Below are 14,759 nucleotides of genomic sequence, written 5' to 3'. Positions count from 1 at the left end.
CCCAGTTTGTCCCGTCTTACCCCTGACATCGGATTGTCGCCAGTAAAGATGACGGGACGACGACGGTTTTGCTATTCTGCGGCCAGCGGCGCGGTGTCGCCCCCCGCCCGGATGCGCGCCATAAGGGCAGCGCGGCGCTGCGCTGCACGTTCCGCGTTCGCTTCCTTGACCGGACCGAAGCCGCGGATCGTCAACGGCAGTTCGGCCAGTTCGCGCACCAGCGGCAGCGTTGCGGGGGTCAGGGCGGCCAGTGCTTCGGTCATGTCGGCTTCGTATCCGGCGATCAGGGCGCGTTCCATCCTCCGCTCTGCGCTGCGGCCGAACAGGTCCCACCGCGTGCCGCGCAGGTGCTTCAATCGGGCCAGCAGGCGGAACGCGTGGATCATCCAGGGCCCGAAGGCGCGTTTCTTCGGTCGCCCGGCGGCGTCCTTGCCCGGCAGAACGGGCGGTGCAAGCCAGAATGTGGGCCGAAGCGCACCGTCGAATTCGGCCCTGGCCTTGTCCAGGGTCGAAAGGTGCAGCCGCGCCACCTCGTATTCATCCTTGATCGCCAGAAGCTTGTGATAGCCCCTGGCGACGCTTTCGCGCAGGTCAGGGGGGGTGCGGTCGACCAGTGCGAGGAACCGCTGCGCCAGTGCGTCGTCCTGATACTGCCGCAGGTGATCCGCGCGGAACGCGACCGGATCGACCTCTGGCGGGACCGGGGGGCTGATCAATGCGGCGGCCTTCTGCGGGTGCAAGGCGGCCCAGCGGCCAAGCGTGAACGCCCGCGCATTGGCCTCGGGGCCGGCGCCGTTCAGTTCGATCGCCTTGAGGATCGCGGCCAAGGATACCGGAATCAGCGCCCTCTGCCAGGCAGCACCAAAGACAATCATGTTGGAATAGATCGAATCCCCCATGACAACCCGCGCCAGGTCCGACGCATCGAAGAAGGTCACCCGATCCGCCAGCCGCGCCTCGAGCGACAGGCGCAGCCGCCCGGACGGAATGCGGAACTCGGTGTTCTTGGTGAACTCGCCCGTCACGATGTCATGGTCGTTGACCACGGCGCCGGTCCGGCCCGTGGTCATCAGGCCGATGGTCCGCGCCCCTGCCGTCACCACCAGATCACCGCCGATCACCGCGTCGGCCTCGCCCGTTGCAACGCGGATGGCGCTGATGTCGTCGGGTGTGTTGGCCAGACGGCAATGGATATGCACCGCACCGCCCTTCTGCGCCAGCCCCGCCATTTCCATCAGCCCCGCGCCCTTGCCGTCGACATGCGCGGCCATGGCAAGGATGGCGCCGACCGTGACGACCCCGGTGCCGCCCACCCCGGTGACGACGACGTTCCAGGTTCCCTGGATGTCGGGCAGGACGGGCTCCGGCAACGTTCCCACCTCGACCGAGGCGGTCGCGGCCTTCTTCGGGCGGGCCCCTTCCAAGGTGACGAAGGACGGGCAGAACCCGTTCACACAGGAATAGTCCTTGTTGCAGGACGACTGGTCGATCGCGCGCTTTCGTCCCAGTTCGGTTTCCACCGGCACGATCGACACGCAGTTCGACTGGACCCCGCAGTCACCACAGCCCTCGCACACATCTGTGTTGATGAATACCCGCCTGTCCGGGTCTGGAAACTGCCCGCGCTTGCGCCGGCGCCGTTTCTCGGCCGCGCAGGTCTGCACATAGAGGATGGCGGAAACACCGGACACGCCCGCCATCCGCTCCTGCACGGTCTGCAGATCCTCGCGCGGGTGGATCGTGACCTCGCGCGGGAAAAGACGCGGGAAAACGTCCTCCTTCCTGTCATGGACGACAGCGACGGTCCTGACCCCCATGGCGACCAGTTCGCGCGCGATCTGATAGGCCGTCAGACCGCCGTCATTGCCCTGTCCGCCGGTCATTGCCACGGCGTCGTTGTAGAGGATCTTGTAGGTGATGGTCGTACCTGCGGCCAGGGCCGCGCGGATCGCCTGCACGCCCGAGTGGTTGTAGGTGCCGTCGCCAAGGTTCTGGAACACATGGCCCGTCTTCGAGAACGGCGCCTCACCGATCCAGTTCGCCCCCTCGCCGCCCATCTGGGTGAAACCCACGGTCTCGCGGTCCATCCACTGCACCATGTAGTGACATCCGATGCCGGCATAGGCACGGCTGCCTTCGGGGACGCGGGTGGAGGAATTGTGCGGACATCCCGAACAGAAATACGGAAGCCGCGCAGCGATGTCGGTGGCATTGTCGGCCTTGCGCGTATCCTCAAGCCGTTGCAGTGCGGCCTTCAGGTAGTCGGGGTTGCGCCCTTCCTCGATCAGGATGCCGCCGATCCGTTCGGCGATCAGCACCGGATCAAGCGCATAGCGCGTCGGGAACAGTTCCACCCGGCGCCCGTTCTCCCAACTGTCGCCCTTGTGCCAGCCATAGACGCGGCGGCCCCGACGGTCGTCGAAGATGGCCTCCTTGACCTGAACCTCGATCAGCTTGCGCTTTTCCTCGACCACGACGATCAGGTCGAGCCCTTCGGCGAAGTCGTGGAACGACATCATGTCCAGCGGAAAGGTCTGGCCCACCTTGTAGGTCGTGATGCCCAACCGTTCTGCCTCGGCCGCGTCGATGCCGAGCAGCGAGAAGGCATGCACCAGGTCGAGCCAGTTCTTGCCGGCCGCGACAAAGCCGATCCGCGCGCCCGGCTTGCCCCAGACGCGCCTGTCCATCCCGTTGGCGCGGCTGAACGCCTCGGCCGCGAAACGCTTGTGGTCGATCATCCGGGCTTCCTGCGCCACCGGCGTGTCGATCAGGCGGATGTTCAGGCCGCCCGGCGGCATGGCAAAGTCGGGGGCGACGAATGCCATCCGATCCCACCGGCCGTCCACCACGGCGGTCGCCTCGACGGTGTCCTTCATCGTCTTGAGCCCCACCCAGACCCCCGCAAACCGGCTGAGCGCCCAGCCGTAAAGGCCGAAATCGAGGATCTCCTGAACACCTGCAGGGCTGACCACCGGCATGTAGGCATCGACCATGGCCCAGTCCGACTGGTGCAAGGTGGTCGAGCTTTCGCCGGTATGGTCATCGCCCATGGCCATCAGCACACCACCACGGGGCGATGTGCCGGCCATGTTCCCGTGGCGCATCACATCGCCAGACCGGTCCACCCCCGGGCCCTTGCCGTACCAGAGCGCGAATACGCCATCATACCGGCCCTCGCCCCTCAGTTCGGCCTGTTGGGTGCCCCAGACGGCGGTAGCCGCCAGATCCTCGTTCAGCCCCGGCTGGAACCGGATGTCCTGCGCGCCCAGCAGTTTCTCGGCCCGCCACATCGCCTGGTCGACGCCGCCAAGCGGCGATCCGCGATAGCCCGTCACATATCCGGCGGTATTCCACCCCGCCGCGCGGTCGCGCGCCTTCTGCATCAGCATCAGCCGCACGAGCGCCTGCGTGCCGTTCAGAAGCACGGGCGATTTCGTCAGATCGAACCGGTCGGCCAGCGTGATATCCTGCCTGCCCATGACGCACCTCCCATGCCCACAGCGACTTGGTCCTGATGATAGGTCAATAACACTGACCCACAAAGCGGAAAATTTGTCGGGAATCGACGTTCACCTGACAAGAATAGTGTCTATCTCGATCCGCGCGTGTTAGCGCCCGACAAGTTGAAGAGAGTTGCGCCGATGGATTGGGACAAGCTTCGGATATTTCACGCGGTCGCCGACGCGGGCAGCCTGACGCATGCGGGGGACACGCTGCACCTCAGCCAGTCGGCCGTCAGCCGCCAGATCCGTGCCCTGGAAGAGACCCTGGGCGTGACCCTGTTCCACCGCCACGCGCGGGGCCTGATTCTGACCGAGCAGGGCGAGCTGCTGTTCGACGCCACGACGGCGATGGTGAAGCGGCTGGATGCCGCCGCAGCCCGCATTCGCGACAGCGAGGACGAGGTGTTCGGCGAGCTGCGCGTCACCACAACCACCGGCTTTGGCACGCTGTGGCTGGCCCCCCGCCTGCCCGCGCTTTACCGCAAGTTTCCCAGCCTCAAGATCGACCTGATGCTGGAGGAGCGTGTGCTTGACCTGCCGATGCGCGAGGCCGATGTGGCGATCCGCATGAAGGAGCCAAGCCAGGCCGATCTCATCCGCCGCCGCCTGATGACCATCAACATGCGGCTTTACGCGACACCCGAATATCTGTCCGAGGCCGGAACCCCCGCCACGATGGAAGATTTCCGCAGCCACCGGCTGATCTGCCAGCATCCCGGAACCCCGCAGGTCAGTGCGGGCGCGCTTCTGGTGCAGCAACTGATGGCGCATGATGTGCCCTCGACCCTGACCGTAAACAACTACTTCGGGGTCCTGCAGGGTGTTCTGTCGAACCTCGGGATCGGGGTCTTGCCGGACTATCTGACCGAGGATTTCCCCAAACTGGTGCGCGTGCTGCCGGACATCGAATCGGCCGAGGTCCCGGTTTTTCTGGCCTACCCCGAGGAGTTGCGGCATTCCAAGCGCGTGGCGGCGTTCCGGGATTTCGTGACCGAAGAGATCTTCGCCTACCGGAAGCGTCAGCAGACGTGAACGCACCATGACAATCGCCATGCGTTGAACGCATAGCGGATCTGCAATATGTGCGACAAAGGCACACTTGCGCGGCATCAAAAGCCACCCTATTTCGGATGGCGAAGGGCGGGCTCGCGCCCACCTTCATACCTCCCTGTTGGACTTGGGCCGAGCTTTTGCTCGGCCTTTTTTTTCGCGCGGGCCATTTTCTGCGGCCGCTGCCGCAGGTCTGACCGCGACAGGCCGATTTGCGGGCAACTGGCGAACGTCGCCCGTTCAGGGCGGCGGTATGCGCCCGGCCACGGCAATGCGGCCGAATCCGTCGCGCGACAGCACGACGATTTCGCCGGCACGGGGCACGAGGCCCGTCAGCGCCGTGATGTTCACCTGATGCGTCACGAGAAGAAGGCGCGCACGAAGATCGCCTTCCGCCAGAAAGCGGCGCAACGCAGCCGTCTGCGCCGGTTCGTTGGGAAAATCACCGAAGAACGAGTTCAGCACCGGAAACGCCTCGGGTTCGCCCAGACCCAGGAACTGCGCCGTATCGCGCGCGCGGCACCATTGGCTTGTCAGGATGCGATCAGGTTGCAGGCCGCGGACCGCAAGCATGCGCCCGATCGCTCGCGCCTGCAGGCGCCCCCGCTGGTCGAGGTTCCGCTGCGTCGCGCAATCGTCCAGCCGGAACTCCGGCGGATCGCCGACGCCCGGCGCGATGGCGTGCCGCATGATCAGCACCGCGCCAGGATCACGCGCCGCCTGCCACACGTCTGCCGCCACCGGCGCAGCCAGGAGCAGGAACAGAAGAACCAATCGCAACACTCTCATGCCGCGCAGCCTAGCCCGGGAGGTGCCCAGTACAAGCCCGCTTCAGGCAGCGGCCTGTAACGAAGGCGCGAACGGCATCAGGCTGACATCGGAAGCGGCGAAGGTGCAGAACGTCGCCTCGGGCACTTCCTCCCAGCCGGTCTCGCCCAGGTCCAGAGGTTCGGACACCACCGCCCGCCCGGCGCGACTGTCCGACCAGCGGTGATACAGCGTCGGTGCCGTGCCTGTCGTCGCATAGCGCAACGCGTAAAGCCGCTGGCCATCCGACAATGCGCAGGTCATCCGGACGTCGGGGGCGATCCCTCGCGCCTCGGCCAGCCCCTCGAACCGCGCCACGGCACGGCGCATCGCGCCCCGGGGGTCACTGTCCAGCCCTTCCGAAAGGGCGACCAGGAACAGCGCCTCGCTGTCGGTGGCACCGCGGCGATAGGGATACAGCGCCTCGGGGATCATCATGTCGGCATCCCGGCGAAACGACTCGTATCCACCGACCTGCCCGTTGTGCATGAAGGACCACCGCCCGACCGCGAACGGATGGCAGTTGTTCCGGCTGGTGGCCGTGCCGGTCGAGGCCCGGACATGCGCCAGGAACAGCCCCGATCGCACCTGCGCGGTCAGACTGCGCAGGTTCGGGTCCGACCAGGCGGGATAGACATCGCGATAGAGCCCCGGCTCTTGCCGTTCGCCGTACCACGCAATCCCGAATCCGTCGGCATTTGTTGCTGTCGGGCAGCGCGTCGCGCAGTGGCTCTGGCGGATCAGGGAATGATCCGGACGGCTGACGATATCCTCAAGAAAAATCGGCGCCCCGATGTAGGCGGCCCACCTGCACATGACGTTCAGCCCTGCCCCGGCCTTGTTGTTTGTCGCATCCTAGCGGGAATGAACAGCGGCGCCTAGCGCCGCAGGCCATCACATCGCGTTGCGCGGTGTTTCAGGACGCCTCTTCGACCACCACCAGATCACGCACGGCCGCGCCTCGCGCGTGGTCGAGCGCCGCCTGATAGGCCGTCGAGTTGTAGCAGTCGACCGCCGCCTCAAGGCTGGGGAACCGCGCGACCACGTTGCGTGCGCGATCGGTACCCTCCAGCTGCACATGGCGGCCACCGCGGGCAAGGAACACCCCGCCATGTGCGGCGATCGCCTCGGTCGCCCCCTTGGCGTACCGGCCATAGGCCTCGACATCGGTCACGGTCACATGGGCGATCCACAGCGCGGTCGGCATGGTCTATCCTTTCAGCACGGTTTCGGCGGCGGCGATGGCGGCACCCGCCAGGGCAATGTCGGCGCCACCCGCCTGCGCCATGTCGGGGCGGCCGCCACCACCCTTGCCACCCATGGCCTCGGCAGCGGCACGGGCCAGCGTCACCGCACTGATGCGGCCCGTCAGGTCGGCTGTCACCCCGGCCGCGACCGCGGGCTTGGCGCCCGTGTCCGCGATCAGCAGCACGACGCCCGAACCGATCCGCCCCTTCATCTCGTCGATCAGGGCGGGTAGGTCCCTGCCCGACACACCGGTCAGCGTCTGCGCCAGGAACGCCACGCCCCCGACATCGCGCGTCGCCGCCCCCTCGCCCGAGCCGCCCATGGCAAGTTCACGGCGCAGCTGCGCCACCTCGTTCTGGAGCGCGCGGCGCTCCTCGACAAGCGCGCGCACGCGGTCGACAACCTCCGCGGCCTGCGCCTTCAGCGCTGCCGCGATCTCGGACAGCCGTGCGTCCTGCGCCCGCAGATGGGACAGCGCGGCCTGCCCCGTCAGCGCCTCGATGCGCCGCACCCCGGCAGCCGATGCAGCGTCGCCCAGCATGACGAAGGCCCCGATGTCGCCGGTCCGCGCCACATGCGTTCCACCGCACAGCTCCAGGCTGTAGGTCGCGCCATCGGCACCCTTGCCGGAACCGGGCAGGCGCCCCATCGACACGACACGCACCTCGTCGCCATATTTCTCGCCGAACAGCGCCTGCGCGCCGATGGCCCGCGCATCGTCCGGCGTCATGATCCGCGTCTCGACCGGTGCGTTCTGCCGCACATAGCCATTCACCTCTGCCTCGACCTGCGCAAGCTCCGCTGCCGTCAGCGCCTTGCCGTGGCTGAAGTCAAAGCGCAGGCGGTCCGGCGCATTCAGGCTGCCCTTCTGCGCGACGTGATCGCCAAGCGCCCGGCGCAGGGCCTCATGCACCAAATGCGTTGCCGTATGGTTGGCCCGGATGGCACTGCGGCGAGCGTGGTCCACCTCCAGCTTCGCGGGCTGTCCGCGCAGCACCGTGCCCTCGACCACCTCGGCCACATGGATGAACACGCCGGCCGATTTCCGCGTGTCGGTCACCCGCGCAAGACCGGTATCGGTGCGGACATATCCATGGTCACCCACCTGCCCGCCGCTTTCCGCATAGAACGGCGTCTGGTTCACAACGATCTGCACCTGCGCACCGGTTTCGGCAGAGCCGATCTCGGAACCGGCGACCACCAGGGCAACGATCTGGCCTTCGGCCGTCTCGGTCTCATAGCCCAGAAACTCGGTGGTGCCATGCGCCTCTGCGAGATCGAACCAGATCGCGGCATCCTTGGCCTCGCCCGTTCCCGCCCAGCTTGCGCGCGCCTTCGCCTTCTGCTCGGCCATGGCCGCATCGAAGCCCGCCACATCGACGGCCCGGCCCTTCTCGCGCAGGGCATCCTGCGTCAGGTCGAGCGGGAAGCCATAGGTGTCATACAGCTTGAAGGCCGCGGCTCCCGGCAGGTCGGCGCCTTCCGGAATGCGGGAAAGCTCGTCATCCAGCAATCGCAGGCCACGGTCCAGCGTCTGGCGGAACCGTGTCTCTTCCGAACGCAGGGTCTCTTCGATCAATGCCTGCGCCTGGGTCAGTTCGGGATAGGCCCCGCCCATCTGACGAACGAGTGTCGGCACCAGCCGGTGCATGACCGGGTCTTGCGCGCCCAGCTGATGCGCATGCCGCATCGCGCGACGCATGATGCGGCGCAGCACATAGCCGCGCCCCTCGTTCGAGGGCGTGACGCCATCTGCGATCAGGAAGGAGGTGGACCGCAGGTGGTCTGCAATGACCCGGTGGTGCACCTTGCCCGAACCGTCCGGATCGGCGCCGGTGGCATGGGCCGAGGCCTCGATCAGGCTGCGCATCAGGTCGGTATCGTAGTTGTCGTGCTTGCCCTGCAGCAACGCGCCGATCCGCTCCAGCCCCATGCCGGTGTCGATCGACTGCATGTCGAGCGTGCGCAGCGTGCCATCCTGCATCTGCTCGTTCTGCATGAACACGAGGTTCCAGATCTCGATGAACCGGTCACCGTCCTGCTCCGCACTGCCCGGCGGTCCGCCCCAGATCCCGGGGCCATGGTCGAAGAATATCTCGGTGCAGGGGCCGCAGGGACCGGTCGGGCCCATGCGCCAGAAATTGTCATCGGTGGGGATGCGGATGATGCGGTCATCCGGCAGTCCCGCGACGCTTTTCCAGATTGCCGCCGCCTCGTCATCGGTGTGGTAGACGGTGACCAGAAGGCGATCCTTCGGGATGTCGAAATCCCGCGTCAGCAGTTCCCAGGCAAAGGGGATCGCATCCGACTTGAAATAGTCGCCGAAGCTGAAGTTTCCCAGCATCTCGAAGAACGTGTGATGCCGGGCCGTGTAGCCCACGTTGTCCAGATCGTTGTGCTTCCCGCCTGCGCGCACGCATTTCTGCGCGGTGGTGGCCCGCACATAGTCGCGCCGCTCCACGCCGGTGAAGCAGTTCTTGAACTGCACCATCCCGGAATTCGCGAACATCAGCGTGGGATCGTTCCGTGGCACCAGCGGGCTGGACGCGACCACGCGGTGCCCGTTCCGGGCAAAGAAGTCGAGGAAGGTCGAGCGGATCTCGGTCAGCGACGGCATAGGTCGGGCGGCCCTTTCGCGGCGGAACTTCGGGTGGCGTTCCGTTTATCGCCGCCAGTGAGGGCTGTCCATCGCCGCGTGGCCGTGCGGGCCCCGGCGATGGTGCGAACCCGTCCCGCGCCCTACATCTCGGTCACGTCGTCGGCCCCGCCGGCCATCGCGAAATCGAGCCCGTGGCTGGCCCGGATACGGTCTTCGATGGCGGTGGCGACCGCCGGGTTCGCCCGCAGGAACGCCTTTGCATTCTCGCGCCCCTGGCCGATCCGTTCGTCACCATAGGAATACCAGGAACCGGACTTCTCGACCACGCCCGCCTTGACCCCCAGATCGACAAGCTCGCCGGTCTTCGAGATCCCTTCGCCATACATGATGTCGAACTCCACCTCCTTGAACGGGGGCGCCACCTTGTTCTTCACCACCTTCACGCGGGTCGTGTTGCCCACCACCTCGTCACGATCCTTGATCGAGCCGATGCGGCGGATGTCCAGCCGGACCGACGCGTAGAACTTCAGCGCGTTGCCGCCCGTCGTGGTCTCGGGGCTGCCGAACATCACGCCGATCTTCATGCGGATCTGATTGATGAAGATCACCATGCAGTTCGACCGGCCGATGCTGGCGGTCAGCTTGCGCATGGCCTGGCTCATCAGGCGGGCCTGGCTGCCCATCTGCATGTCGCCCATGTCGCCCTCGATCTCGGACTTGGGGACAAGGGCCGCCACCGAATCCACAACGATCAGGCTGACCGCGCCGGACCGCACCAGCGTGTCCACGATCTCCAGTGCCTGTTCGCCCGTATCGGGCTGGCTGATCAGCAGTTCGTCCAGGTTCACCCCCAGCTTGCGGGCATACTGCGGGTCAAGCGCATGCTCGGCGTCGACAAAGGCGCACACGCCACCCTTCTTCTGCTCCTCCGCCACGACATGCAGCGTCAGCGTCGTCTTGCCCGAGCTTTCCGGACCGTAGATCTCGACGATACGGCCCTTCGGCAAACCACCGATCCCCAATGCGATGTCGAGACCCAGCGATCCGGTCGAAGTCGCCTCGATGTCCATCACCGGGTTGTTCTCGCCCAGCTTCATGATCGAGCCCTTGCCGAACTGCCGCTCGATCTGCTGCAGCGCGCTTTCCAGCGCCTTCTTCTTGTCCATGTCCCGCTTGTCCTTGAGATCGAGAAGTGTCGCGCCCGCCATCGTCCGCCTCCTTATTCCATAGCCGCCGCAAGGCAGCAATTGCCGTGATGTTCCACACTTGTTCCCGACCTTATGCGATCAAAACGGGAACAGATCAATCGCATTCTCTGAAAACCAGCTTTTTCACGCATCGGTTAACGGCTAGTTTACGCGTGCCGCGAAACATGCGGCGGCATGACAAGGGGCACGAATGCTCGTCTTCTGGGATCAACGGCTGGCATTTCTCGCAACCCCCAAGACCGGATCGACGGCCATCGCAATGGCGCTCGAATCACTCGCCTCCGTATCGGTGCAGCGGCCACCCGTGCTGAAGCACACGACCGTGCAGCGCTATCACCGTTTCATGGGGCCGTATCTTGCAGCAGCCTCGGGGCATGACTTCACCGTTGTGGCGCTGATGCGCGAACCGCGCGACTGGCTGGGAAGCTGGTACAGGTATCGCTCACGCGATGATGTGACCGATCAAAGGAAAAGCACGAAGGGCATGAGCTTTGACGCATTCGTGCAGGCCTGGTGCGACGATCCGCAGCCCGAGGCGGCAGCGGTCGGTTCGCAGGCGCGGTTCCTGCAGCCGCGAAACGGCAAGGGGATCGACCGCCTGTTCCGCTATGAGCGGATCGACCGTTTCGTGGCCTTCCTGGAAGAACGGCTGGATTGCGAGATCATCCTGCCCCGGGTGAACGTCTCGCCCGTCGCGTCGCTGAAACTCTCGCCCGAGAACGAGTCGCGTCTGCGGCGGGCGGCCGCGGCTGACTATGCGCTGTATGAGGAGCGGGCCGAGGGCTGATACCACCCGTCCCGCCGCATGCGATGAGCGTTCCGCGCGCGGGCGATCGCCCACCCCGAGCCAACAGGCGTGAATCACTGCCGGGTTCCGATCGTGGCTGGATGAAGGACCGATGGCAGGTCAGATGGGCCCGCGGCGTGGCGGCAAAGACCCGTCTGCGTAGGGGTGCTCGGCGCTGCCGGGGCTGCGTCTTGCCCGCTTCGTGGCCTGGCTGGCGGCCCTGCGGTGCCCTGTGTCCCCGGGGTCGATGCTGCACGGACCGCCGAGCTCTGGCTTGCGCGGGGCCGGTCCGCCCCCTTGGGGGTAAATGAACGGACCTCAGCGGTTGCGGGCCATCATCCAGATGAAGAAGATCCCGCCGCAAAGGCCGGTGACCACGCCGATCGGGATATCTTCGGGCGCCATGACGGTCCGGGCAGCGGCGTCGGCCCAGATAAGGAACACCGCCCCCGCCAGTGCCGATCCCGGCAGCACGCGGGCATTGTCCCCGCCGACGACCAACCGCACCAGATGCGGCATCATCAGCCCCACAAACCCGATCAGGCCGGAGAACGCGACCATCACCCCGGTGATCAGCGCCGCCATCACGAAGATGGCAAGGCGGAACCGTCCCACCTCGATCCCGAGGCTGGCCGCCGTTTCATCCCCGAGGCTCATGGCGTTGAGCCGCCCCGCCTGCGCCCAAAGCCACAGGCCGCAAGGCACCAACACGGCCAGCGGCCAAAGCAGATGGGCCCATTGCGCCAGGCCCAGCCCGCCCAGCATCCAGAACACCACCGTATGCGCGGCCTTGGGATCGCCCAGAAAGATCAGGATATTGGCGCAGGCCATGATGACGAAGCTGACGGCGACCCCCGCGAGGACCAGACGGTCTGCACTGGTTGCCCCGGCCAGTCGGGCGACACCCAGCACCAGTATCGTGGCGCAAAGCGCGCCACAGAAGGCCAGCAGCGGCACGGTCAGCAGCCCCAGGAACAACCCGGTGTGCAGCAGCGCAGCAATCGCGCCGAGCGCCCCTCCGGACGAGATACCCAGAAGATGCGGGTCCGCCAGCGGATTGCGGGTAACGGCCTGCAACGCGGCCCCGACAAGACCCAGCCCCGCCCCGACCAGTCCCGCCAGCACCACCCGGGGAAAGCGGATTTCCCAGACGATGTTGGCGCGCCCCGCGCTCCAGTCCGGGGTCACGACCCCTGGCAGGATGCGGTCCAGGGCGACGCCCCAGACCGTCCCCAGGGGAATGGCCACCGCCCCCACCGACACCGCAACGACGGCGGAAACCAAGAGCACCGCTGCCGCCGCGAGGGCGATGCCGGTGCCGGCGCCGATCCTGCGGGCCAGCGAAGAGGGGGCGGTGAGGTCAACCATGGCCTACCGCCTCCAGAAACCCGCAACCAGCTTTTCCACCGCCCTGATGTTGCGCGGCCCGGGCGTGGCCTCGACATATTCCAGCACGACGAACCAGTCGTTCCTGACCGCGTCGATGTTGGCGAAGGCGGGGTTCTCTTTCATGAAGGCGATCTTCTGCTCGGCCGTGACGTCGCCATAGTTGATGATGACGACCACCTCGGGGTTGCGCTCGACCACCGGCTCCCAGCCGATCTCGGCCCAGCTTTTTTCCAGGTCGTCCATGATGTTGACCCCACCCGCCGCCTCGATCAGCGCGGTCGGCATGGCATAGGCACCGGCGGTGAACGGTGCCTTCTCTCCGCTGTCATAGACAAAGACCCGCAAGGGGTCGGTGCGATCGACCTCCGCCGTCACCGCGTCAAGCCGCCCCCTCCAGGTCGCGACCAGTTCAACGGCACTCGGCTCGACCCCGAAGATGCGGCCAAGGTTCAGGATGTCGTTGTACATGTCATCCATGCTGGACCGCGCCTTGGGCCCGATGTGGATGCAGCTTTCCGTCAGTTCGTAGGTGGCTATGCCAAAGGGTTCCAGCGTCTCCGGCGTGACCTCGCCACCGACTTTCATCCCGTAGTTCCAGCCAGCGAAGAAAAAGTCGGGTTCGGCGGCCGCCAGCACCTCCTTTGTCGGGTATCGTGCGGAAAGCTCGGGCAGTTCGGCCACGCCGGCGCGCATCTCTTCATCCAGGGTCTTCCAGCCCGAGATCCCGGTATAGCCCACCATCCGGTCGCGCAGACCGAGGACGAGCATCATTTCCGTCAGGTTCACATCGTTCGAGATCGCGCGCGTCGGCGGTACGTCAAAGGTCAGGGTGCGATTGCAGCTTTGGACCGTGACCGGAAAGGCGGCGGCGGCCCCGGACCAGACAACAAGGGCAAGGAAGGAACAGTAGATGAAGCGCATGATTTCGTCCTGCAGTCAGAGATGGAAGGAAAACCGCGGGACATCGCCCGTACGGTCGATCCGCGCCCTTACCTGGAAGGCTGCGGCAAGCGTCGTTTCGGTCAGTGCCTGTTCGGGAGGGCCATCGGCAAGGATCCGGCCGTGCGACAGCACGAGAACCCGATCGGCAAAATCGGCGGCGAGCGACAGGTCATGCAATGTGGCGATCACCGTCAGGCCAAGCCCCCGCAGCAGGGCCAGCAGTTCAAGCTGGTGGCGGATGTCGAGATGGTTGGTCGGTTCATCCAGCACGATCACCCGGGGCTGTTGCGCCAGGGCCCGTGCAACCATCACCCGCTGGCGTTCGCCGCCGGACAACGTGCCGAACGGCCGGGCGGCCATCTTGCCCAGATCCATGCGGGCGATGGCGGCAGCAACGATTGCCGCGTCCTCGCCCCCCGGCGTGGACAGGCCTGCACCCCAGCCCCTGCGATGCGGCAGCCTGCCGAGCGCCACGATCTGCCGCACGGTCAGCGCGAAATCGGTCGGCTGCTCCTGCAGAACGGCGGCAAGGATGCGCGCGGTGTCGGACCTGCCCATCAGCCAGATGTCCCGGCCCATCAGGCGCACGACTCCATGACGGGGTGCATGGTGGCGATAGATCAACCGCAAGAGCGACGATTTTCCTGCCCCGTTCGCGCCGCAGATCGCGACAACCTGCCCCTCCGGCACGGCGAGGTTGATGTCGGTCAGGATGTCGTCCTGACCCTTCGGGCCCCAGCAAACCCCTGACAGCTCGACCGCGGGCGTCATTGCAGGACACCCTCGCGGGTGACGATCATGGCGGCGGGAATGCGGGCGAGGGTGCCGTCGCGCAACCGCGGCGGACAATCGGCACCGCTGCACCACCCATCTCCAAGCCCCGCATAGAGGCGGGAGAAGGCGATCAGGTCGTCGATCGGCTGTGCCGGGTCGATGTCGCCGAACAGCCAGGTCGCCTTGCCGGTGGCCCGCCAGGCGACCGTGCAGGGATGGTCGCAACCCGCGAGGCAGGCCGTTCCGGACACCTCGAAAGCGTCCCCCAAGCCGGCCGCCGCCACGGCATCGCGCAACCGCCGCAGCAGTTCGAACCCCGGTCCGCACGCCTGGCCGGTATGTCGACAGGCCTTGCAGACAAGAATCTGATGTGGCGCCGACTGCGCCACTGAATAGGGGGGCGTGGCCACGGGCCGACGCGGGACGTCATCCATCGAATGCTCCTTCCGGGG

Annotated in this window: 12 protein-coding genes; 2 read left to right on the top strand and 10 right to left on the bottom strand. The window is 66.2% G+C overall.

Annotated features, from left to right (window positions below; genetic code table 11):
* Positions 1 to 71 precede the first annotated feature (71 nt).
* Positions 72 to 3,479, bottom strand: coding sequence for an indolepyruvate ferredoxin oxidoreductase family protein (locus KF887_09620; GenBank protein ID QYK43321.1), 3,408 nt, complete (start codon positions 3,477 to 3,479; stop codon positions 72 to 74).
* A gap of 162 nt (positions 3,480 to 3,641) precedes the next feature.
* On the opposite strand from KF887_09620, the gene KF887_09615 reads away from it, so the two are divergent.
* Positions 3,642 to 4,535 carry a LysR family transcriptional regulator gene (locus tag KF887_09615; protein QYK43320.1) on the top strand — a complete coding sequence of 298 codons (894 nt, stop codon included), beginning with the start codon at positions 3,642 to 3,644 and terminating at the stop codon, positions 4,533 to 4,535.
* Between the two features lie 258 nt (positions 4,536 to 4,793).
* Here KF887_09615 and KF887_09610 read toward each other — a convergent pair whose 3' ends face one another.
* The 5 genes from KF887_09610 to recA all read right to left on the bottom strand — a co-directional run bounded on the left by KF887_09610 (position 4,794) and on the right by recA (position 10,415).
* Complete coding sequence (locus tag KF887_09610; protein QYK43319.1) at positions 4,794 to 5,342, bottom strand: histidine phosphatase family protein; 549 nt, start codon at positions 5,340 to 5,342, stop codon at positions 4,794 to 4,796.
* A gap of 42 nt (positions 5,343 to 5,384) precedes the next feature.
* The gene (locus tag KF887_09605; GenBank protein ID QYK43318.1) at positions 5,385 to 6,176 is read right to left on the bottom strand and encodes a class II glutamine amidotransferase; all 792 of its coding nucleotides are present in this window, start codon (positions 6,174 to 6,176) and stop codon (positions 5,385 to 5,387) included.
* 100 nt (positions 6,177 to 6,276) lie between these two features.
* The gene (locus KF887_09600; protein QYK43317.1) at positions 6,277 to 6,567 is read right to left on the bottom strand and encodes a DUF1330 domain-containing protein; all 291 of its coding nucleotides are present in this window, start codon (positions 6,565 to 6,567) and stop codon (positions 6,277 to 6,279) included.
* A 3-nt stretch (positions 6,568 to 6,570) separates the two neighbouring features.
* Positions 6,571 to 9,225 (bottom strand): alanine--tRNA ligase, encoded by a 2,655-nt coding sequence (gene alaS / locus KF887_09595; protein ID QYK43316.1) that lies wholly within the window; start codon positions 9,223 to 9,225, stop codon positions 6,571 to 6,573.
* A gap of 122 nt (positions 9,226 to 9,347) precedes the next feature.
* The gene (gene recA / locus KF887_09590) at positions 9,348 to 10,415 is read right to left on the bottom strand and encodes a recombinase RecA (protein ID QYK43315.1); all 1,068 of its coding nucleotides are present in this window, start codon (positions 10,413 to 10,415) and stop codon (positions 9,348 to 9,350) included.
* A gap of 190 nt (positions 10,416 to 10,605) precedes the next feature.
* Here recA and KF887_09585 point away from each other — a divergent pair, with 190 nt between their 5' ends.
* Entirely contained in the window at positions 10,606 to 11,202 is a 597-nt protein-coding gene (locus KF887_09585; protein ID QYK43314.1) for a hypothetical protein, read from the top strand.
* 318 nt (positions 11,203 to 11,520) lie between these two features.
* Here KF887_09585 and KF887_09580 read toward each other — a convergent pair whose 3' ends face one another.
* Genes KF887_09580 through KF887_09565 form a run of 4 tightly spaced genes read right to left on the bottom strand, consistent with a single transcriptional unit; the run spans position 11,521 to position 14,741 of the window.
* Positions 11,521 to 12,570 carry an iron ABC transporter permease gene (locus KF887_09580; protein ID QYK43313.1) on the bottom strand — a complete coding sequence of 350 codons (1,050 nt, stop codon included), beginning with the start codon at positions 12,568 to 12,570 and terminating at the stop codon, positions 11,521 to 11,523.
* Between the two features lie 3 nt (positions 12,571 to 12,573).
* Positions 12,574 to 13,512: an ABC transporter substrate-binding protein gene (locus KF887_09575; protein ID QYK43312.1), complete on the bottom strand. Its 939-nt coding sequence runs from the start codon at positions 13,510 to 13,512 to the stop codon at positions 12,574 to 12,576.
* A gap of 15 nt (positions 13,513 to 13,527) precedes the next feature.
* The gene (locus KF887_09570; protein QYK43311.1) at positions 13,528 to 14,304 is read right to left on the bottom strand and encodes an ABC transporter ATP-binding protein; all 777 of its coding nucleotides are present in this window, start codon (positions 14,302 to 14,304) and stop codon (positions 13,528 to 13,530) included.
* Positions 14,301 to 14,741: a DUF1636 domain-containing protein gene (locus KF887_09565; GenBank protein QYK43310.1), complete on the bottom strand. Its 441-nt coding sequence runs from the start codon at positions 14,739 to 14,741 to the stop codon at positions 14,301 to 14,303. Before KF887_09565 ends, KF887_09570 begins: the two co-directional genes overlap by 4 nt.
* Between the last annotated feature and the right edge of the window lie 18 nt (positions 14,742 to 14,759).

The organism is Paracoccaceae bacterium (assembly GCA_019454225.1).
Taxonomy (GTDB): domain Bacteria; phylum Pseudomonadota; class Alphaproteobacteria; order Rhodobacterales; family Rhodobacteraceae.
The sequence above is the reverse complement of the archived record's forward strand: the minus strand, read 5'-3'. Positions and strand labels throughout refer to the sequence as shown.

Excerpts from the sequence above, each read along its gene's own strand:
- alaS (QYK43316.1), bottom strand. The coding sequence starts at position 9,225 with ATGCCGTCGCTGACCGAGATCCGCTCGACCTTCCTCGACTTCTTTGCC.
- KF887_09605 (QYK43318.1), bottom strand. The coding sequence starts at position 6,176 with ATGTGCAGGTGGGCCGCCTACATCGGGGCGCCGATTTTTCTTGAGGAT.
- KF887_09575 (QYK43312.1), bottom strand. The coding sequence starts at position 13,512 with ATGCGCTTCATCTACTGTTCCTTCCTTGCCCTTGTTGTCTGGTCCGGG.
- KF887_09600 (QYK43317.1), bottom strand. The coding sequence starts at position 6,567 with ATGCCGACCGCGCTGTGGATCGCCCATGTGACCGTGACCGATGTCGAG.
- KF887_09565 (QYK43310.1), bottom strand. The coding sequence starts at position 14,741 with ATGGATGACGTCCCGCGTCGGCCCGTGGCCACGCCCCCCTATTCAGTG.
- KF887_09585 (QYK43314.1), top strand. The coding sequence starts at position 10,606 with ATGCTCGTCTTCTGGGATCAACGGCTGGCATTTCTCGCAACCCCCAAG.
- KF887_09620 (QYK43321.1), bottom strand. The coding sequence starts at position 3,479 with ATGGGCAGGCAGGATATCACGCTGGCCGACCGGTTCGATCTGACGAAA.
- KF887_09610 (QYK43319.1), bottom strand. The coding sequence starts at position 5,342 with ATGAGAGTGTTGCGATTGGTTCTTCTGTTCCTGCTCCTGGCTGCGCCG.
- KF887_09570 (QYK43311.1), bottom strand. The coding sequence starts at position 14,304 with ATGACGCCCGCGGTCGAGCTGTCAGGGGTTTGCTGGGGCCCGAAGGGT.
- recA (QYK43315.1), bottom strand. The coding sequence starts at position 10,415 with ATGGCGGGCGCGACACTTCTCGATCTCAAGGACAAGCGGGACATGGAC.
- KF887_09615 (QYK43320.1), top strand. The coding sequence starts at position 3,642 with ATGGATTGGGACAAGCTTCGGATATTTCACGCGGTCGCCGACGCGGGC.
- KF887_09580 (QYK43313.1), bottom strand. The coding sequence starts at position 12,570 with ATGGTTGACCTCACCGCCCCCTCTTCGCTGGCCCGCAGGATCGGCGCC.